Consider the following 17,939-nt stretch of genomic DNA (forward strand, 5'->3'; position numbering starts at 1 on the left):
CGTTTTTTCATATTGGCAGAAAGTTTTACTGGTCTCTTTGCATACAAGCTCTACTCGATTTTTCATTGCTGCTTATCAATCTCCCCCCTGTTTCCAATCGCGCTTTGAACTGGCGACAAAACCGCCATGACCACAGGTGCGACCACGATTGCGGTGATGCCATCTCCTGCAAACCAATAGGAGACAGCTCCAACCACTACACCGATAATTCCTTGTACAACAGTTCGTTCGAAGCGGGCAGCAGCCGAGTCTTCGGCACACCATGCCATGAACTTCTTTATTGCTTTTCTCATTCAGTACCACCAATCTTGCATCCGACAACTGCATCGTGAATCTCGTCAACCTGACCAGCTATGGCTCCCACGGTCTCGCCCATCTCGCGCGACCGATATCGGCTTTCGTTAAGGCTTGCGCTCATAACGGCCACTTGAGCGGTCATCGCATTCATAGCGGCCGTGGAACGCTCTTGCGCATCGACTTGCCGGACGGCTACTGCGGCGCGCTCCCGTTCGCGTTCGTCGACCATGTGAGATTCATCAAACTTCCGTTGCTCCCGGTCTGCATCGATTTTGATCCTTCGCATCTTAGTTGCCTTATAGACAGGTAAGCCTTTTGCCGCAATCCATGCGACTATGGCAAGCACCCCAAGCGTTACAGCCCATTCTGGTCCCGCATGCGCAAGAGAGCCCACCACTGCATCTAGCATTTTCTCCACGACATCACCCCTCTTCCAGAATGAAAAGGGCCCATGCATGCATGGGCCCAGACGTATTGCTCCCGCCCCCTACCACCACTAGGCTAAACCCGCACCCTCGTCTTCGAGCGCATCGATTGCTCCTTTGTATTTTGGCAATGTCTTGACGTATTCATACGCAGTGGATACCGTTATCGATTGGTCGTAAGGTACGTCAATAAACTCTGTTTCAATAAAAACATCGTGATCAGCCGCTTTACCCACAGATGCAAGCGCAATTTTCTCTTCGTGGCGCTTTGCCCGAGATGCATAACTTGAGATCTCAATCCGGCAAACCACGTTGGTTATAGAGCAAACGGAAGCAACGCGATGGTAGCTAACCTCAATCCCGCTTTCAAGCGGTATCTTCTTTAATAATGCCATATCAATTTTCTCCTAAACATAGCCAATTACTTTAGTGATAAAAACATTGTTCACGCCCGTCTCTCCAGCCACTTCATTCCGCTCTATGTTGAGAGACACGCAATCTGCAGTTTTATTGGTCATAGCCACCCCCGAAACATTTACGGCGCGTTTCTTCTCCCAATAGACACCGCTTGTCGTCTTCGTGCTAACGCACAAAGCCGCAGTCTTCCCGTTGGGGTCGGCCATCCGCACGCAATCGAAAGACCAATCGTTATCGCGGAAAAAAATGTCAATCATTGAAAAGTTTGCAACAGATTCCGATAAAGCCACGGTACCCGTCGTACCCGTAGCATTGCTGTACAGCACCGTGCCGCCATACAGAATCCGTCCATTCTTAGTCACTGCGCCCCTCGATGCGATGCTGACGACGTTTCCGTAGATGTCTGTGCTTCCCTCGCTCGCTGCATATCCGCCATACCCCACAGTAGTTCGGTTATCGTGGGTTTTCGCCTCGAATGATGAAGATTTTTGCCCCTTTGAATTGATGCCAAAAACAAACGCATCATTGGCGAAAGTCAACCCGCCGCGCAACGTGCCTCCCGACAGGGGGAGATAGCCATCGTGCTCGTGCTCGATATCCGCCTTATCCGCAAGCATTGAAAGCACATCCGAAGCCTTCCCCATGATCGCCTTCGGCACCCCCACCACAAGTCCCGCTATCGGAATCTCGTACAGAGGGAAATCGGCCGCAACATCTCCTGCAAGGATATCGCCTTGAACGTAAGGCGGCAGAGAAGCTTCCCCCTCGACAGGCGTACCGACGATGACTGCAAGAGGCGCGTCTTCCACCCCGTTCAAATCCTTTGCATAACGCACGCAAACCATATCTTTACGGTTGCGTCCCGCCGTACCGCTTTGGATCGCAATATCCTCCGATCCCTTTACGCGAACGTGTCTGCCCTGAACGAGCAGTTCGCCCTCGGATATTCGAACCGTATTGGAATCGACAACCGAGGCCTCGCATCCGTGGAGAATGTACGCACCCACCCCGAAGGTATACGCTTGGTAGGCACCGAAGTCTTCAGCCCCTACATGATCGGTTGTCCCCCGGCCGGTAATTAGTTCAACTGACATGGCTCTCATTCCTCTCTCTTTGTATACGTAATCGACGCACGCTGCGCCCAGCTTCGATCGCAACGGCGACCTCGCAGGGCCGGAAACAATGCGAGGCCGCCTTGCCGTCAAAACAGAGCAGCCTACCCTTGCTTCCCGAAAAGCGTCGAACCGAGCATCGCAGCGTCACCTATCTCGTTCGTTACTTCAACCAAGCCACCTTCGCTTACCTTGACAATGACCTTGGTAACGGTTGACGTGATGGACATGCCCGTTTTTTCAGACACGACCCCCACTACATCGCCCACGCCGTACGCGACGTCTTTTGGCAAAGAAAGCTCGCATGTGTTTGTGTTCTGCAATTCCCTAAGCCTGTTTTCGGCTGATTCCCAAAGCTCGTCGTTGGAGGCGCTGCCATCGAAGACAAATTGGCGCTCGCCAAATCCGAATATCGTTTGAGTGCCGCTTACACGCCCCTCGGCATCCGAGTAAAGATGGAATAATTCACGATTCTCTCCCTCGCCAGGACCCAAGCAAATTAGATGGTTGACTGGGGTGCACCAAACAAGCTCGTAGCCATACTTACTAAGGCCATCCGTATCGATATAGGTTCCTATCGGCACCGAGGCGAGCGTCGGGTTGCTCCCCGACTCTTTTACTATCTGCAGCTTCGCCCCCGCTTCAGTCAGCATCTCGCAAAGCGCCGTATACACATCGCCCATCGGGGGCAATCGATGTTCTACCAAGATGCCGCTGTCTTCGAGCGAAACGTCAAACACCTCCGCAAGGCCAACGGACGAGATTACCGTTCGTACCGCCTCGTTCGCTTCGCCTGACACCTGCATTTCTTCGGCAAAACAAAGATACGTCGATGCAAGTTTACCGTGCCACGTTTCGCCCGTGGCAACATATGTCGGCACCGCATCGAGCATGGACTCTCTTCCGCCCCGCACGATTCCGCCCCATTCGGTTCCATCGATATAGATCATCGACCCTGCTTCAAGTATCATTTCTGCAGGTAAAGTTAGTTCAAAATCGTTCTCATCGCTTCCGTAAGCAAGGTCGAGCTGGTATGCCTCGAGAACGCCGCAGTCGATGCCGTCAGCATAGGTGTAGGTGACCTCAACCATCCTCCCACCCCTTTTCACTCGCCCGCTCGAACACGACAACCTCGAACGCAAACGAACCGTCCCAGCTAACAGCCTGATGGCCGGGTTTCAAACGCTGAAAAGCATACGTCCCGCTATCTTCGCGCTGAGTACCGAGCCGCTTCGAAAACGCATTTTCCCTCCGCCCGTAGGCGTCTTCGACCTCGATGGTCTTGCACGTTCCATCTATGACGAGTTTTCCATTCTCGTCCACGTCTACATCGATCTCGTAGCGGTTGCCGCCCACAACGACCACCGGCGATTTGGCGGGACCGTAAATCGTGATCCTCATCGGCGATGGCTCGAGGCCGGGATTCTCGAGAAACCGGGTTCCCGTCCCCGCGTTTTCAAATCCGAAGGGGAAATCGAAGGGGAAATTCAGTCCGCCCGATGTGTCCCCTTTAGAAAACACAGAAACACGTTCGCGAACCCACACGGGGTCCGACGCCAAAAACGAGAGGTTGCATCGTGCACATCCGTTGCCGTACCACCAAAGAGCCTTGACTGATGACTGCAGTATGCATTCGATGTACCAATCGTCATCGTAGAGCCGCCCCGTTTTTCCCGCCAAAGGATCCGCATCGAGAACCCTGCAAAGCTGCTTTTTTTGCTCTTCGCACCCCTCGGGATCCATAGCGAAGTTGACGACGAGCGAGAGGGTGGCTTCCGCCCTCGATGCCGAAGAAACGCGACCGTTCAGCAGGGTGATGCTCCACGAGTAATCGCGAATCGCGTCCCTATGGGTATAGATCCCCGGTGCGTCGAAATCAAAGGTCGATCCGAAGTGGTTTACATACCTCATCACAGTGCGCTCACCACCCTTCTAAAATCACGCCTTCCAATGCTGGGGGCATTTGCCGCAATTATGCCTCCCAGAGAGCCATGGAGCTGGCGAACCGCGCCGATAAGCTCGTCGATCTTGGCACCGGTCGCCGACGATGCTTCCGGTTCGCCCCATGCGAAACCGTATTGCATCGAACCCTGCCAAGAGGGGCTGTTAAAAGGTTCTATCATGGTATCGGGCTCCACGGTAAAAGACCGCTCTATATCCGAAGCCGCCTTTGCGGCCGATGCGGCAACATCCGCTCCGACCTCGTCCATGGCACGCACTACCGATGGTGCGGACGCAGCGATGCCTTCAGCGAATCCGTCTCCGACGTAGCCGCCCATCCTCGCCATAACCCTGGAAGGGCTGGCGATGCCGAAAAAAGCCTTGACTGCGCCCAAGGCGTCGTCGCAGAGCGATCGAACCGTATTGATCACCCAATCGCCTGCCGCAGTAATGCCGTTGATGAATCCTTGGATCAAATCGCTTCCCGCATTGTAGAGAAACGCTCCGATATCGCCCAAGGCAGAAAGCGCTTGATCGGGCAATCCGCCAACCAAACCGACTGCCATGGAAATGCCCACCTCGACAGCCGAGCAGATGCCATCCCATGCACCCTGCAGCAAAGCACCGATAGCGGCCCAGGCGCCATCCCAAATTCCTTGGATGAAATCCAAACCGGCTCCGATGGCGCCTTGCAGTATCCCTATCGCAATTCCGACGATGTTTTGGATCCCGATCCATACCGTGTCAACGAGAGCCAGAATCCCCTCCCAGACGCCTTGCCAGTTGCCAGCCATCGCCGCTGTTACAATATTGATGACCGACTGAATGATGGCCATAGCTGTTTCGATGATGGCTTGAATCAACGGCCACACCGTCTGTATCACCGCCATGATAGCGTTCATAACCGTGGTCACGATCATCTGTATCATCGGCATATTTTCCTGTATTGCGGTGAGAATCGCCGCAATAACCGGGACGATGGCGGTAAGCATCGTTGCAGCAGCTAGCACTACAAGCTCGATTATGGTACCGATGATCGAAACGAGCTCCGTTACAAGTGCAGCGATTATCGGTGCCAACGCTGCAACCAACTCCAAAATGACTATGCAAATCTGCCCGATTACTGGCAACAGCAACGTGAGCATGCTGTTCAGCATGGGCAATACCGTAGTAATGAGATTCGAAACCGCTTGTCCAACCACGTCGAGAATCGGGGCAAGGCTTTCACCTATGCTTCCAACGAGTCCCATGACCGTGTCTCGGAATCCTTCGTTTGTAGCCATGAGAAAAAGGAAACCTGCAGCAAGCACCGCCAACGCGGCGACCACCAGCGTGACCGGAGAAATGAACGTACCCAGCACTGCTTTCAACCCGCTGAATCCTCCACCTGCAGCCTTGAACGCACTCGACAGTCCCGCTATTCTTTCTTTGACCGAAGAGAACGTCGCACCGATTTCCGAAACCTTGGTGACAACCTCCGAAATAGGACCGCTTAGCTCCATTGCAAGCTGGACAAACGCTGCTACAGGAGAACCGCTCACGGTTTCTACGATCCCATCGAATTCCTTTGCCACCGTTGCCGAAAGCGAAGCCAGGGCCCCTGCGCTTCCGTCCACCATCGTCTGAACCTCTTCGGTAAGCTTTTGCAGCTGGTTGGCCAAATCGGGCTCCAAGGCCACCGACGACAGCGAGTCGCGAATACCGCGACTAACGCTGCCCCAAAGCTCCTCGCCGGATTTCGAAAGATCGATGCTGCCTAACTGCGCCTCCAGCTGCTTTTGGACATCTCCAATCGAAGGCACGATTGTTAAATACGCGTTACCAATATCCGTTGCCATATCACACCTCCTTTCTCGGCTTCATAAGCGCCGTTTCGTATTCGTCCGTAGTCATGCCGAGGGACCCTTGAGCCGCCAAGGTAGCGCCTGGGCGAATAAGGGGCTTCGGCCTGTTGCGGTTTTTCTGGGCATCTTTCGTGTTCGCCCATACAAGCAAATGAAGAGAGTCGACCGCCTCCGCAAGCAAGTATTCGCCCGAGTTCCATGCGTTTCGCCCGTCAACCGCCGTAAACGTCCTCGATTGAGACGGAAGCATCGCAATAAGGTCGGCAGCGTGCCGCATCGAATAGCCGACTCCCATATGTTCGATATTCAAGCCGTAGTACTGCTGCATATCGGCCCGCACGTGCGCCGGGTACTCCCGAAGCATTCGTGCGAGCAGCATCAGTTTTTTGCGTTCAGTTCTTCCATGATCGCTGCAAAAAACTCAGCCGCCTTGGAAGTGCGCAACCGGTAGTCGTCGCCCTTGAGCTCGTCGAATATTCGCTGCCAATCGTCGCGGAACAATCGCTTCATAAGATCGGGTAGCGCCGTCGGATCGCCCTTGCGCGTAATGTCACCGAGCCAGCCGAGAACCTCGAAATCGTCCATCGCGTCCTCCGATATCGAAACGGCTACGCCCATAACCTGCAGAGCAACCTTGTTCGCTTCTCCGTCGTGGTTTTCAATCTTCTCGATGCGCTCGGCCTTGGTGCTGCAATCCGCAATATCGATACCCCGCATGTGCGCATAGCTTTCGAGCTGCGCGTTCGTCATTACCTTAAGGTTATCCATCTTCGCCTCTACTCTGCCAAAGCGGCAATGTGACGATACGAGGTATTGCCCGAAACGTCAGGCAGGCATTGGATGGTCGTCTCGTAGCCGATCGGCTCGCCATCGACGAAAACGACATCGCCGACTTCGACGACCTTTCCTCGCAGCGCAATCGTACGCATGACTTTTCCTCCGGTAAGCAATGTCTCGACAACGTATACATACTCGGCGCGCTCATTCCCATTGCCCGCAATAGAAATGGATCCCGATTCGGAGACGGTCACATTGCCTTCGCCGTATACTTGCTCGAACACCTCTTGACGCTGTTCGATGAAGGTCATCACGAGTTTTTCGGATCGGCTCGTTCGAGGCGTCGCCACCACATCGCCGCCCCAGGCCTTGATGTCCTCGCCTTCGGTTTCCACCGTATTCGTCACGCCGTCTTCGGATACATACCCAAGGCATTTAAAAGCTTGGTCGAGCGCGGTTGAAGCATCGCTCGGTACAGCCGTCCCAATCGGAGCAGCGAATACCGCTCCCCCGGCCTTCGGTTTGCCTACGCTTACGTTTTCTGCATTGTTGGTAATAGTTGCCATGGTTCCTCCTCAAAGAAAAACCCGCTCGAGCGGGTTTCGTTGATTGTTCGTCTTTTAGTTGATTGGTAGTTCGGGCGTACGAAATCCCCTATTGCACTATGTCGCCATGACGCTCTCCTTTCTTCGCTTTCGGTTTTCGCGCAGTCAGCACGAGGGCATGAAAAAGGCCGCCCCGAGGACGGCCATTCTGCGCTATCTACACTATATCTCACGTTTCGCTGGGTTTTTCTGGGCACCTTGAACCGTTGTTGCGCTGCCTGTACTCAGCTGGCACATAAGGGTAGAGTTCGATCAACGCAGTTCGATGGAGCTCGTACATATAGTCTTCGCTTACATAGATACGTCGATAGATATCCTTGAATTTCATTCCCTCGAAATACCGGAGATACAAAACGTCGTAGCCTTTTGATCCAGCAATATGGGAAAGAACTCTTCGAGCTTTCTCCCGCTCCTCAACATATCCGATCAACTCGGTATCCATTTCGTCGCACAATTCGTAGAGCTTTACGAATCCTCGCTCGAACGCATCCCCCGCCATGGTTCGACTCACCGACTCGCCACCCTCAACGCCATTCAGCGCAAGACGGCTCTGCTGCTTTTCTATTTCGCATTCAAGATATTGCACGCGACGCTCATTCGCGAGTACGCTGCGCATATAGGCTTGAGACACTGCATACTTTGGTGACTTCCTTGGCATTAAGCTCCACTCCTCCCGTAAAGCGAATGGATGCGGCGCACGCCAGCATTGTCTTCGGCAACTTCATCAACCTCAAGGCAGTCGCCCCCCGATGCAACAAAAGGCCGCGGCGGCAGGACTGCTTGCATCGAAGCACCTCGAAACGCTACAATGTGTACCGTGTCTTCCTGACACGTTTGACGCGCAAAGTTTGACCGCTGGGCGCGTCCTTCTTTTTCTTTTCTCATACACTTCCTCTCCTGTCGCGTTACTCGATTTACCGTCGCAATCCTCAGTTCGCCCCTTCGGATAATGCTGCCCAGGATCGTTCGCCATACCCCGTTCGTAAGAACGTCAAATTAATTATCTTTTTCATGGGATAAACTTCGTCGCAGCAAAGATGGTTCATAGATTCTTGGTTTCTTCGCATCCTGCGATGCCCACCTTTCGCATTATCGTGGCTAGTGGCTTGAATAACACCAGTTAATACCTCTCTTTTCTTCATTGAATGCCCTTTACTCGATGAACTCTTTCAGACACTTCTCCTCCTTACCTCGCTATCAATGTTAGCTAGATCAACATTGTAATGTCAATAAAATTATCATAGAATGTTAAATAAATTGAGCAAAGGAAGAAACCATGGGTATTGCACGAAATATCAAAGAGCTCCGCGTATCCCGCGAATGGACCCAAGAACAGCTTGCCGAAAAGATCGGGGTTACGCGGTCGACGGTAACCCAATGGGAAACGGGATGGTCGCAACCCCGCATGAGCGCAATCGAAAAGCTTGCCGCCACGTTCAACGTAACCGCCGCCGACCTCGTTACCGAAAGCCATCCGACGGGCCATCTTCGAGGCTCAAGTTCGACAGGCGGCATGGAAATGGGATATGTCCCCTTGCGCGGACGCGTACATGCAGGGCCCTTTTCATACCCAGAAAACCTCGAGGAGCGAGAAGAACTCGTGCTCGTACCCCAATTTCTGATCGATGACGACCCTGATGCGTACGCATGCGAGGTCGAAGGGGACTGCATGAATAAAGTCTACCCTGAGAACAACTGCGTAATCGTCGTCTCGCCAAACAAACAGCCCCAGAATGGCTCGATCGCCGTTGTGGTTATCGACGGGTGCGAAGCGGTCGTACGGCGCATGTACCGAACGCGAAATACGCTTATCCTGAGCCCTGAAAGTCACAACGAAGAGCACAAGGATATCGTCATCACAGACAACGACGAGCACACGATCGAGCTATACGGTAAAGTAGTCTGGTATCAGGCAAGCAGAGAAATTGAATAGAGCACTCCGAAACACTTCGGCTGCAAAGCCGCAAAGCTAGCAACTCGCCTCCAGAGTGCATCCGGGCTACTCGGCAGCAGCACGCTGCTCTGCCAGCAGCAGCTCGACCATCCTGCCGTAGCTCTGCACCCCATGGGTCTGGTTATTGGCTTTGAGGTAGGTGTCGTTGACGGCGTTGGACACGTCGGAGACGATTCCCTCGTGCTCGGCCCAGAAATGCTCACGCTGCGCCATATCGTGCAGCACCGCCTCGGGCAGGCTCGCCTTTATCGCCGAGGCCGCCTCGGGATCGACCTTCCTCAAGGCGGCAAGGGATCGGTCGAACGCCAGCAGATACCCGCTGTAGCGCATCAGGGGGTCGTCTGATTCCTTACAAGCTAAATAGGCTATGAAATTCGCTTCGTCCTCGCGCATGAATCCGCACTGATGCGCAAGCTCATGAGCCATCGTCGAGGGGATCGTGAAGAACGGCCCGTCGACGTTGATGTTCGATTCCATCGTGAACGGGACGAATATGCCTCCTATGTCCATATCCGACAGCAACCCCGACATAAGCACCGGCTTCGGCGGCGAGTACAGCGGCCTGTCCAAGACGGGATACTGCTCGGCGAGCTCCTCGATCGCCGACACCGATTCGTGCGCGTATCGCTCGAAATCTCCGGGATCGGCGGTGTAGAGGTCGGTATCGCTTCCCAGCTCTTCTCTCGCCTGGCCCATGCCGTCCGCAAGCGTCGTGCACAGCTGCACGAGCTCGTCGCGGCGCTCTTCCGTCCCCTGCTCGGATTGCTCCACATCATAGCCGGTGTAGGAGGTGAACGTGTATCGGTAGTAGTTCAGCCCGCACAAAAACGTGAACAGGAAGTACACCACGCAGCATATCGCAACCGCGCCCATGATGCCGCGATAGGCGATCATGCCGCGTCCGCCGCTCGATGCCTTTGCCGCTTCGCCTTGCGTCGAAGGTACGCTGCGCCCGCCTTCGCCTTTGACGATCTTGCGGACGTAGTAGGCGATATAGCCGAGGCAGAACAGGAGGAACAGCACGGCAACCCACTCGGCCACCGAAAAGCTTACGAGCGACGGAAGAAAGCCCACCGCTGAAGACAGGGCGGGATACACCGATCGGCTGAACACCTGCTCCGTCCACTCGGGATTTGCCCGGGCGTACCACGTCGCGATGAGCGCGACGATGCCGAGGGGGATGCACAACATCCGCTTGAGGAGGAACTTCTTCATATCACGCTCCGCGTGGTAGGTTTCGCTTGGGCGTCCATTATAGCCCGCCTCCCGCCGCATCCGCGAAAAGTCGACCGTACGGTATACTTACATGATAGGAAAGACCTTCCGGATATGCGTGCCTGCGACGGATGCTCCACATCGCTCGTGCTGCGCTGTGGCGACGAATGCGCGCCCGCTTCGACCGGCATCACGGAAAAGGAATGCGTCCATGAAGAAGAACGTCAGCGAGTGCATAGCGATATACCAGGAGCGCTTGCAGACCGGCGAGATGCAAATCGCCTACAAGGCGCTCGTCAGGTTCGTCATGTCGCTGCGCAGGCAGTTTTCGCGGATAGACGGCTACAAGGTGAGAAACGTATCGCCCGGCTACCTCGACTATACGTACTTTGCGTTCTCCGACGATTTCCTCCGGAGCAGAGAGCTCCGCTACGGGATCATCCTGAACCACCGGAACATGCGCTTCGAGCTGTGGCTCATGGGACAGAATGAAGCAACACAGAAGGCATACTGGAACCTGCTCAAAGATACCGAATGGAACGAAGGCGTCGAGGACATGCCCCACTATTCGGTGCTCGAAACGGTGCTTGTCGACGATCCCGATTTCAGCGACCTTCCCGCGCTTTCGGATCGGATCGAGCAATCGGCGCTGCGGATCATCGATGGCATTAGACCGTACATCGCATGAATCATTCGGAGTCGAAAGCTTTTCTCAGCAATAGGGCAGCCATGGCGTTCCGCGAGCGCTCATCCTCGATAAGCTGCAATGTACGAAACATCACATCTTTTGAATCTGCAGGACCGCAAGGTAGAGCCCTAAACATTCGATATCGGCCGATTCGCTTTCAGTGAGCTCTTCAAGGTATCTCATCAGGGATTCCCTTTCCTCTAAGCTTTCAGCATTCTCTATCGCCGCCTCGACGGCCTCCTTATCGGTGCGGTAGTTTTTCGCCCAAAGGGCATCTCGGTAGTCATGGCGCTGCACTACCCTATCGCCGAACTCCGTGAATGCCTCGACCGTCTCGGAAAGCGTTTCGTAATCGGGGTACGTCGCTTTGTGCTCGTCTGAATACAAATAGGCATCCGCGATGACCAGATAGCCTCCGTGTTTCACGCATCTTCTCAGATTCTCGATAGTCCGCTTGTAGTTTTCCCATATATGAGGCGGCGCGCTCCAGAGAAGCAGATCGTACTCTTTGCCTTTCCCAAGGGCCGCTCGTATATCGCCTACATGGTACTCGCAGAGCTCTCGGACCCGGCAGCTTGCCGCATGCTCGTTCGCCTTCTCGACAAAGCCCCGCACTAGGTCGTAGCCGTCAACCGTTACGCCGTATTCCCGAGCGAGATGCACCGAAACGCCGCCTTGCCCGCACGGGATATCCAACACCGTTTTATGAGGGGTTAGGCCCAATGTGCGAAAAACACCGGGGAACTCATCGCCCCAAGGATTCATCATATTGCCCTCGAAAGGGATTTTGGACAGTGCGCTGACGTCCCGCTCGTTCACGCCCATCACTTTTGCGACTTCATGCAAATTGTCTTCCATCAGAAGGCCCCTTCCGTTGCTTTTGCCGATAAGTAAAACGGGGAATCGATCCGATGCATCCTTCGTGTGTTTAACGACTCCCGGAAACAGCACGAAAGGCACCCTTTTGAGAGAGCTTTTCTGTGTCGTATCGGGAAGATGCCTGTCGAGAATTAAGTGTAACATAGTACAGTACTCACAGTCGCCCAAGCGAATCGGCATCGCATGGGTAAGCGAGAGCGATGCCCGAAAAGACAGTTACAACATCATCGTAGCACCCATCTCCGCTATTGATGCAGGAGGAAAACAAGGAGCAGGTTTTCGGATCCATCGTCGACCGAAACACGCTGCTCGACGAAACGTTCCTGCTGCTGGATATTACCTTTCGCAGGGACGCGACCTTCCATCGAAAACGGTTTCCCTCGACATCTTCGACTGGAACATAGAGGTGTCGCAATAGGCTGCTCGCATAGCAGCGAGAAAAGGGCTCGTCGATAGCGCCGATAGCGGAACTCCTGGGTGGCAACCGATAGCATTGACGTCAAGGCGAGCACCGGACGGCCTCAACCCGGCAAGAGAGCCGCTCGACTTTCCCTAGCAAACAAACATATGGAGCCAGGTCCCGATCTTTAGACGGCCGATTCGTCCAAGCAGGATCAAACGGGGCCTTTGGCGAAGCTATCTGCACCCGCTCTGCCCAACATTCGCGTTGCAGGCTTGCTAATGCACGACTTTGACAAGCAGATCGGCCAAATTTGCATACTTATGCTTGTCAAAGTCGTGCTTTAATGGGAGCATCGGCTTTCACGCAAGGAAGAAGGCGCCATGCCCGATATCATCACCCATTCAAATTCGAACTTGAGCAGGCAGGCCCTGCAGCAACAAGCGAAAAGGCGCCGCCTGACGCGCTTGTTTCGCGGAGCGTACGTCAACACGCAGGAATACGCAGCGCTTACCTTCGCAGAACAATACCGCGTCCGCGCTGAAGCGTTCCTTGCGACGCACGCGAAGCTCCGAGCATGGGGGATCACCGCGGCGGCACTCGACGGGGCACCCGTGCTCAGCGGAGCGCCTCTCCACTTCGGGGGCGCACGAAGCCATGCGAAGAGCAAGCAGGCTGGCTGCTCTTTTCATGAAGCGCTGTTGGTGGCGCCCTCGGATTCGGTAGCGCAGACGCTCTTCGAGTGCGCGGCCACATCCCCCCTGCCGGATGCGCTTTTGGCAGCGAACCACCTCTTGCGCCGCTCTACCGAAAAAGCGAAGGGAAGCCTTATCGCAAGCAGGGACCTTGACGAAAAAACAACCGAAGCCCTCGTGTGGCAACCGGTAAGCCCTCAAAACAGCAAGGCGAGCATCCGTGCCGCACTCGATGTCGGCACGCTGCGTGGGGACGAACCGAACTTCCTTACAACCTACAGCGCTGTGCGCAGGACCGGGTTCATTTCGCCTGAGGCCGAGCTTGCGTGGCTTGGCTTTGCGCAGCTCTGCGCTTTGCATAAAGGGAAGCGCGGAGTACGCAAGGCACTGAAAACGGGGTTGTACTTCACCGATCAAGCCGAATCGCCGGCCGAGTCGCTGCTGATCGCCCGATGCGCCGAGCTTGGCTTCGATATCCCCTATCTGCAGGTCAATATCCTCGACCCCGCAAACGGGAAACTTCTCGGCCGCGTGGACGGCCTTTGGCCTTCGGATGCAGTGCTGGAGAACCTTTATCAAAGCGATAGCAGGTTCGGGCGCTTTTTCCAATGCAAGCAGCTCGGGGACAACGGCTCGGTCATCATCGAGTTCGACGGAAAGGTAAAGTATCAACAAAACTACAGTCAGGTTTTGGAAAGGGAGCGAAGAAGGCAAAACGCCATAGGAAACCTTGGGTTTCGTTTCGTGCGGATCGACTGGAGCGACCTCATGCAGCCTGAGCGTCTGCGCCGCATCCTCGAGGCCGCCCATGTTCCACGCTGTAGACAGGTATGATTCCTTGGTCGTGCACCATATCCACGCTAGCCAATTAATGCACGCTTTTGTCAAGCATTCCTTGCTTACTCTAGCGGTTTTCCTTGACAAAAGCGTGCATTACCGTCGTCTTGCGAAATCGAGGGGCGACGTGATCCGCAAACGGCCGGCTCAAGCTTGCGGAAGTCGGTCTTCGCAACGCTTAAGGATCCGCAGGCATAAAAAGGACAGGTACGGCGATACGGTCTTTTTCTGTCCGAAGTCCCATCCTTTGGACCTTTGATAAACGGATTGAGGCGTGAAAAGCCCGTCTTCATCCTGCTTGCTCCTGATTATCTCGACCATTTCGCCGAATCGCGCATCGGCTCTCGCGTACTCGAATACGCTGAGGCAGTCGGCGACGCCTACGATGTCGTACCAGATAGCTGGAGCCTTGAGTTTTCTGAAGTCGGTACCCGTATAAAACATATAGGGATGCCTCTCTCGGCTACGCTCCCACAGATCAAGCAGAGCGTCGATCGCCCTGATGGCGGTTTCACTATTCCTGTATCCATCGATTCGAGAGAGCAGTCTCAGCATTACCAATGTCGCATACGGGCAGCAGTCATCTTTTCTACCAGGACCCCTGAACGTACCGAACTCCTCCGAGACCGAGCAGAGAAAGCCTTGCTCCTTCTCGAGGGAGACCAGATAATCTACACCTTGCCGGATGTGCTTTTCATAGGAAACGCCAGCCTCGATCAATGCCAGGAGAAGCAGCGGCGCATCGCAAAGGCACCAACCGAACCCATCTTCCCCGGTTCCCCCAAAGTGCTTCGGAATATTGGTTAAGGATTGGTATACACCGTGCTTGTCCCTGTGCTCCATCAGCTGCGCAACGGCCGACTCGATTTCCGGAACATCCGTATCGAACCCGAGATCCAGCAGGAACAAAAGCTTATGGATGGGCAAATCGGGATTCTTGTGATTGGTCACCAAGGTACTGTGATAGTCAGCGACGATCTTCAGGGACCGCTGTATCTTGGAATCCAGCAACGCCTCTTCCCTCAGGGCCGCTAGATCACCTGCGTTCTGGTCAAGCAGATTGATTCTGATAGCGTATTGCAGCCACGGCTCGCTGAGGGAAAGCAACTCGTTTGTCATCGAAGCTCCGATCGTGCATCCGCCGCCCAAAGTCAAAAGCAAGAAGCGCAAGCGCAAGGCGTCTTGCCTACAATAGCGTTCGTTGTTGAAAAGACTTAGAAAAAGTGCTTGTTCGGGGCAGTCGAATGGTCGGGACGACAGGATTCGAACCTGCGACATCCTGCTCCCAAAGCAGGCGCGCTACCAAACTGCGCCACGTCCCGACGCCAGAACAGCTTTTGAATTATATCAGAAGATCAGATGCATGCCGCAAGTTTTGCCTTAAGTTCACGCAAAGCATTGCCCCGATGCGAGACCGAGTTCTTCTCGTCCTGACTCACCTGCGCAAGCGTCCGCTTCCCGTCGAACAGATCGGGATAGAACAGCGGATCGTAGCCGAAGCCCTCGTCGCCCTTCGGCTCGCGCCCCACATGGCCTTCGATCGTGCCGTGGGCAACCGTTTCTGCACCGTCTTCGTCGACGAACACGAGGGTGCACACGAAGCGCCCCGTTCGCAGCTCATCGGGAACCTGGGAAAGCTCGCGCAAGAGCTTCTCGTTGTTGTCCGCATCGCCCGCATGCTCGCCGGCGTAGCGCGCCGAATAGACGCCGGGCGCACCGTCGAGCGCATCGACGGCAATGCCCGAATCGTCCGCAAGCGCCGCGCAACCTGCTGCCGCATGAGCAGCCCGAGCCTTGATGCGGGCGTTGCCCTCGAAGGTATCGGCATCCTCTTCGGGGTCCGACTCGATGCCGAGTTCGGAGAGCGTAAAGAATTCCCATCCCTCGAAATCGAGTGCCGTCTTGATCTCCTCGACTTTATGGGCATTGTTGCTTGCTATGACGACTTTCTTCATGGTTGCTCCTTGCATCTTCCTCGTTCCTCTGCGCGAAGCAGGCCCCGCCACGCCGTGCATCGTGAAGAACCAGCAACTGCACCGTGTAACGCCCACGACGTTCGCCTGACGGACGGAAGCCCTACAGGCTCCCAACATCGACATGCGAAACCGAGCCGAGCGGCATCCGCAGAACGCGCGCACCGAACCGCTCGAACTCCCCCACATCATCGCCCGTCGTGAAGAACTCGTATGCTGCCTCGTGGCCGAATTCGGCCCTCTTCCCTCGTCGTGTCAGGATTTCGGCAACGTCTTTCGCCGCCTCCTTCGCTGACGAGATGAGCAGCACATCGCGCCCGACCACTCCCCCGATAAGCGCCTTGAGCAGCGGGAAGTGCGTGCAGCCGAGCACCAGCGTATCGATCTCGCAGCGCCTGAGCGGCTCGAGGTACTCCTTGGCTATCTCCTGGAACGCAGGCCTGATGTACACGTTCGATGCGAGCGACGTGAAATCCTCGATGGGCCCTTCGGTCATGCGGATGCCCTGCTCGGCGATTTCGACGAAGCGGGGCGTCGGCACCGAGAACACCGTGATGCCCGCATCGAGGTTGCGTATCGCGCCCGCATAGGCGCCCGACTCGATCGTGCCCTTGGTGGCGATCACGCCCACATGCCGGTTCGTCGTCGCATGAACCGCGGCGCGAGCGCCCGGCTCCACGACGCCGACCACCGGCACCTGAAACGCCTGCTGCGCGTGCGTTAGACCCGCCGCGGTCGCGGTATTACACGCAATGACGACGATCTTGACGCCCCGCTCGATAAGCCACGCGCCGATCTGCTGCACGAACCCGTCCACCTCATCAAGCGAGCGGGGGCCGTAGGGGCAGCGCGCCGTATCGCCGAAGTACACGATGCTCTCGTCGGGCAGAGCCTTCACGATCTCGCGCGCCACGGTAAGGCCGCCGTACCCGGAATCGAAGATCCCGATGGGGGCGTTGTCGAACTCGCCGCCCGGACGACAGTACCCGTCGCCGAAGGCGGTAAAGGCGGGCACGTAGGAAGGGCGGCTGTCCGCAGGGGATGGTTGTGAAATCCGATCGCTCATGGTTGCCCAGTATAGCGCAGGGTATGCGGCTTGTTACAAAACCGCCGCATCAGCCATAGTATCTGCTAATCTAAACGTGAAACGTATACGCGCTTGGGCGCCGCCACGCGGCCGCAGGGCCTCGGGCAAATTGCGGCGCCCGCACTTGGAAAGACGAGGAAAGCACATGAAGGTTCTGCTCATCAACGGAAGTCCCAACGAAGATCGCTGCACGTACACGGCGCTTGCGGAAGCGGCGCGCTCCCTTGAAGCCGAGGGAGTCGAAACCGAGATCGCCTGGATCGGCAGAGATCCGCTGCGCGGCTGCATCGGATGCGGGGGCTGCAGCAAGCTCGGCAACAACCGCTGCATCTTCGACGACGACGTGGTCAACCGCTTGCTCGAAAAGGCCGAGCGCGCCGACGGCTACCTGGTTGGAACGCCAGTTTTCTACGCGGGAGCCAACGGAGCTCTGCTCGCCGTGCTCGACCGCATGCTCTACGCAGGAGGAGCGCTCATGCAGTTCAAGCCCGCCGCGGGCATCGCCTCGGCCCGCCGCGCGGGCACAACGCCCGCGATCGATCAGATCAACAAGTACTTCCAGATCAACAAGATGCCCGTCGTTTCCAGCACGTACTGGCCGATGGTGCACGGGCAGAGCGCCGAGCAGGTGCTTCAAGACGAAGAGGGACTGCAAACCATGCGGATGCTCGGCAAGAACATGGCTTGGATGCTTCGCTGCATCGAGGCCGATCGCGAAGCGGGCGGCGATCACCCCCAGATGGAAGCAAAGATCGCAACCAACTTCATCAGGCCGACCGCCTAGAGCCAAACG

21 protein-coding genes and 1 tRNA gene are annotated in these 17,939 nt (G+C 55.7%); 4 read left to right on the forward strand and 18 right to left on the reverse strand.

Features of this window, described 5'->3' with window-relative positions:
* Window positions 1-62: 62 nt before the first annotated feature.
* The 12 genes from MWL89_RS09650 to MWL89_RS09705 form a co-directional block, all read right to left on the reverse strand.
* Entirely contained in the window at window positions 63-293 is a 231-nt protein-coding gene (locus tag MWL89_RS09650) for a hypothetical protein (RefSeq protein ID WP_244385863.1), read from the reverse strand.
* On the reverse strand, window positions 290-715 hold the full coding sequence (locus tag MWL89_RS09655) for a hypothetical protein (RefSeq protein WP_244385864.1): 426 nt from the start codon (window positions 713-715) through the stop codon (window positions 290-292). Before MWL89_RS09655 ends, MWL89_RS09650 begins: the two co-directional genes overlap by 4 nt.
* Before the next feature lie 78 nt (window positions 716-793).
* A complete protein-coding gene (locus MWL89_RS09660; RefSeq protein WP_244385865.1) occupies window positions 794-1,117 on the reverse strand; it encodes a hypothetical protein in 324 nt (107 codons plus the stop codon).
* Window positions 1,118-1,129: 12 nt separating this feature from the next.
* Window positions 1,130-2,233: a hypothetical protein gene (locus MWL89_RS09665; RefSeq protein WP_244385866.1), complete on the reverse strand. Its 1,104-nt coding sequence runs from the start codon at window positions 2,231-2,233 to the stop codon at window positions 1,130-1,132.
* Between the two features lie 122 nt (window positions 2,234-2,355).
* A complete protein-coding gene (locus tag MWL89_RS09670) occupies window positions 2,356-3,342 on the reverse strand; it encodes a hypothetical protein (RefSeq protein WP_244385867.1) in 987 nt (328 codons plus the stop codon).
* Window positions 3,335-4,165 (reverse strand): hypothetical protein, encoded by an 831-nt coding sequence (locus MWL89_RS09675; protein ID WP_244385868.1) that lies wholly within the window; start codon window positions 4,163-4,165, stop codon window positions 3,335-3,337. Before MWL89_RS09675 ends, MWL89_RS09670 begins: the two co-directional genes overlap by 8 nt.
* A complete protein-coding gene (locus tag MWL89_RS09680) occupies window positions 4,162-6,030 on the reverse strand; it encodes a phage tail protein (RefSeq protein WP_244385869.1) in 1,869 nt (622 codons plus the stop codon). The genes MWL89_RS09675 and MWL89_RS09680 overlap by 4 nt, the downstream gene beginning before the upstream one ends.
* A gap of 1 nt (window position 6,031) precedes the next feature.
* A complete protein-coding gene (locus MWL89_RS09685) occupies window positions 6,032-6,415 on the reverse strand; it encodes a DUF5361 domain-containing protein (RefSeq protein ID WP_244385870.1) in 384 nt (127 codons plus the stop codon).
* Window positions 6,415-6,804 (reverse strand): hypothetical protein, encoded by a 390-nt coding sequence (locus MWL89_RS09690; protein WP_244385871.1) that lies wholly within the window; start codon window positions 6,802-6,804, stop codon window positions 6,415-6,417. Before MWL89_RS09690 ends, MWL89_RS09685 begins: the two co-directional genes overlap by 1 nt.
* Window positions 6,805-6,812: 8 nt before the next feature.
* Window positions 6,813-7,379, reverse strand: coding sequence for a phage tail tube protein (locus MWL89_RS09695; RefSeq protein ID WP_244385872.1), 567 nt, complete (start codon window positions 7,377-7,379; stop codon window positions 6,813-6,815).
* A 208-nt stretch (window positions 7,380-7,587) separates the two neighbouring features.
* Window positions 7,588-8,076: a hypothetical protein gene (locus MWL89_RS09700; protein WP_244385873.1), complete on the reverse strand. Its 489-nt coding sequence runs from the start codon at window positions 8,074-8,076 to the stop codon at window positions 7,588-7,590.
* Window positions 8,076-8,303, reverse strand: coding sequence for a hypothetical protein (locus MWL89_RS09705; protein ID WP_244385874.1), 228 nt, complete (start codon window positions 8,301-8,303; stop codon window positions 8,076-8,078). Before MWL89_RS09705 ends, MWL89_RS09700 begins: the two co-directional genes overlap by 1 nt.
* A gap of 391 nt (window positions 8,304-8,694) precedes the next feature.
* On the opposite strand from MWL89_RS09705, the gene MWL89_RS09710 reads away from it, so the two are divergent.
* Window positions 8,695-9,351, forward strand: a complete 657-nt coding sequence (locus MWL89_RS09710; protein WP_244385875.1) for a LexA family protein — start codon at window positions 8,695-8,697, stop codon at window positions 9,349-9,351.
* Between the two features lie 66 nt (window positions 9,352-9,417).
* On the opposite strand, the gene MWL89_RS09715 is transcribed toward MWL89_RS09710, so the two are convergent.
* The gene (locus MWL89_RS09715; RefSeq protein WP_244385876.1) at window positions 9,418-10,587 is read right to left on the reverse strand and encodes a DUF3810 domain-containing protein; all 1,170 of its coding nucleotides are present in this window, start codon (window positions 10,585-10,587) and stop codon (window positions 9,418-9,420) included.
* Between the two features lie 211 nt (window positions 10,588-10,798).
* Between MWL89_RS09715 and MWL89_RS09720 the strand changes: the two genes are divergently transcribed.
* On the forward strand, window positions 10,799-11,275 hold the full coding sequence (locus tag MWL89_RS09720) for a DUF7000 family protein (RefSeq protein WP_244385877.1): 477 nt from the start codon (window positions 10,799-10,801) through the stop codon (window positions 11,273-11,275).
* A 90-nt stretch (window positions 11,276-11,365) separates the two neighbouring features.
* Here MWL89_RS09720 and MWL89_RS09725 read toward each other — a convergent pair whose 3' ends face one another.
* Window positions 11,366-12,133 carry an SAM-dependent methyltransferase gene (locus MWL89_RS09725; RefSeq protein ID WP_244385878.1) on the reverse strand — a complete coding sequence of 256 codons (768 nt, stop codon included), beginning with the start codon at window positions 12,131-12,133 and terminating at the stop codon, window positions 11,366-11,368.
* 804 nt (window positions 12,134-12,937) lie between these two features.
* On the opposite strand from MWL89_RS09725, the gene MWL89_RS09730 reads away from it, so the two are divergent.
* Window positions 12,938-14,083 (forward strand): hypothetical protein, encoded by a 1,146-nt coding sequence (locus tag MWL89_RS09730; RefSeq protein WP_244385879.1) that lies wholly within the window; start codon window positions 12,938-12,940, stop codon window positions 14,081-14,083.
* Window positions 14,084-14,233: 150 nt separating this feature from the next.
* Here MWL89_RS09730 and MWL89_RS09735 read toward each other — a convergent pair whose 3' ends face one another.
* The 4 genes from MWL89_RS09735 to murI all read right to left on the reverse strand — a co-directional run bounded on the left by MWL89_RS09735 (window position 14,234) and on the right by murI (window position 17,125).
* Entirely contained in the window at window positions 14,234-15,364 is a 1,131-nt protein-coding gene (locus MWL89_RS09735; protein WP_244385880.1) for a hypothetical protein, read from the reverse strand.
* Window positions 15,332-15,408 (reverse strand) — tRNA-Pro (locus MWL89_RS09740). Before MWL89_RS09740 ends, MWL89_RS09735 begins: the two co-directional genes overlap by 33 nt.
* A 33-nt stretch (window positions 15,409-15,441) precedes the next feature.
* Window positions 15,442-16,041, reverse strand: a complete 600-nt coding sequence (rdgB, locus tag MWL89_RS09745; protein WP_244385881.1) for an RdgB/HAM1 family non-canonical purine NTP pyrophosphatase — start codon at window positions 16,039-16,041, stop codon at window positions 15,442-15,444.
* A 121-nt stretch (window positions 16,042-16,162) separates the two neighbouring features.
* On the reverse strand, window positions 16,163-17,125 hold the full coding sequence (gene murI / locus MWL89_RS09750; RefSeq protein WP_102377877.1) for a glutamate racemase: 963 nt from the start codon (window positions 17,123-17,125) through the stop codon (window positions 16,163-16,165).
* Window positions 17,126-17,291: 166 nt separating this feature from the next.
* Here murI and MWL89_RS09755 point away from each other — a divergent pair, with 166 nt between their 5' ends.
* Entirely contained in the window at window positions 17,292-17,930 is a 639-nt protein-coding gene (locus tag MWL89_RS09755) for a flavodoxin family protein (RefSeq protein WP_102377876.1), read from the forward strand.
* Window positions 17,931-17,939: the final 9 nt, after the last annotated feature.

It is taken from the genome of Raoultibacter timonensis, from assembly GCF_022845715.1.
GTDB lineage: Bacteria > Actinomycetota > Coriobacteriia > Coriobacteriales > Eggerthellaceae > Raoultibacter > Raoultibacter timonensis.

What these genes read in the sequence shown, in the direction of transcription:
- MWL89_RS09650 (WP_244385863.1), bottom strand. Translation starts at nt 293, where the DNA reads ATGAGAAAAGCAATAAAGAAGTTCATGGCATGGTGTGCCGAAGACTCG.
- MWL89_RS09660 (WP_244385865.1), bottom strand. Translation starts at nt 1,117, where the DNA reads ATGGCATTATTAAAGAAGATACCGCTTGAAAGCGGGATTGAGGTTAGC.
- MWL89_RS09665 (WP_244385866.1), bottom strand. Translation starts at nt 2,233, where the DNA reads ATGTCAGTTGAACTAATTACCGGCCGGGGGACAACCGATCATGTAGGG.
- MWL89_RS09670 (WP_244385867.1), bottom strand. Translation starts at nt 3,342, where the DNA reads ATGGTTGAGGTCACCTACACCTATGCTGACGGCATCGACTGCGGCGTT.
- MWL89_RS09680 (WP_244385869.1), bottom strand. Translation starts at nt 6,030, where the DNA reads ATGGCAACGGATATTGGTAACGCGTATTTAACAATCGTGCCTTCGATT.
- MWL89_RS09685 (WP_244385870.1), bottom strand. Translation starts at nt 6,415, where the DNA reads ATGCTGCTCGCACGAATGCTTCGGGAGTACCCGGCGCACGTGCGGGCC.
- MWL89_RS09690 (WP_244385871.1), bottom strand. Translation starts at nt 6,804, where the DNA reads ATGGATAACCTTAAGGTAATGACGAACGCGCAGCTCGAAAGCTATGCG.
- MWL89_RS09695 (WP_244385872.1), bottom strand. Translation starts at nt 7,379, where the DNA reads ATGGCAACTATTACCAACAATGCAGAAAACGTAAGCGTAGGCAAACCG.
- MWL89_RS09700 (WP_244385873.1), bottom strand. Translation starts at nt 8,076, where the DNA reads ATGCCAAGGAAGTCACCAAAGTATGCAGTGTCTCAAGCCTATATGCGC.
- MWL89_RS09705 (WP_244385874.1), bottom strand. Translation starts at nt 8,303, where the DNA reads ATGAGAAAAGAAAAAGAAGGACGCGCCCAGCGGTCAAACTTTGCGCGT.
- MWL89_RS09710 (WP_244385875.1), top strand. Translation starts at nt 8,695, where the DNA reads ATGGGTATTGCACGAAATATCAAAGAGCTCCGCGTATCCCGCGAATGG.
- MWL89_RS09715 (WP_244385876.1), bottom strand. Translation starts at nt 10,587, where the DNA reads ATGAAGAAGTTCCTCCTCAAGCGGATGTTGTGCATCCCCCTCGGCATC.
- MWL89_RS09720 (WP_244385877.1), top strand. Translation starts at nt 10,799, where the DNA reads ATGAAGAAGAACGTCAGCGAGTGCATAGCGATATACCAGGAGCGCTTG.
- MWL89_RS09725 (WP_244385878.1), bottom strand. Translation starts at nt 12,133, where the DNA reads ATGGAAGACAATTTGCATGAAGTCGCAAAAGTGATGGGCGTGAACGAG.
- MWL89_RS09730 (WP_244385879.1), top strand. Translation starts at nt 12,938, where the DNA reads ATGCCCGATATCATCACCCATTCAAATTCGAACTTGAGCAGGCAGGCC.
- MWL89_RS09735 (WP_244385880.1), bottom strand. Translation starts at nt 15,364, where the DNA reads ATGTCGCAGGTTCGAATCCTGTCGTCCCGACCATTCGACTGCCCCGAA.
- rdgB (WP_244385881.1), bottom strand. Translation starts at nt 16,041, where the DNA reads ATGAAGAAAGTCGTCATAGCAAGCAACAATGCCCATAAAGTCGAGGAG.
- murI (WP_102377877.1), bottom strand. Translation starts at nt 17,125, where the DNA reads ATGAGCGATCGGATTTCACAACCATCCCCTGCGGACAGCCGCCCTTCC.
- MWL89_RS09755 (WP_102377876.1), top strand. Translation starts at nt 17,292, where the DNA reads ATGAAGGTTCTGCTCATCAACGGAAGTCCCAACGAAGATCGCTGCACG.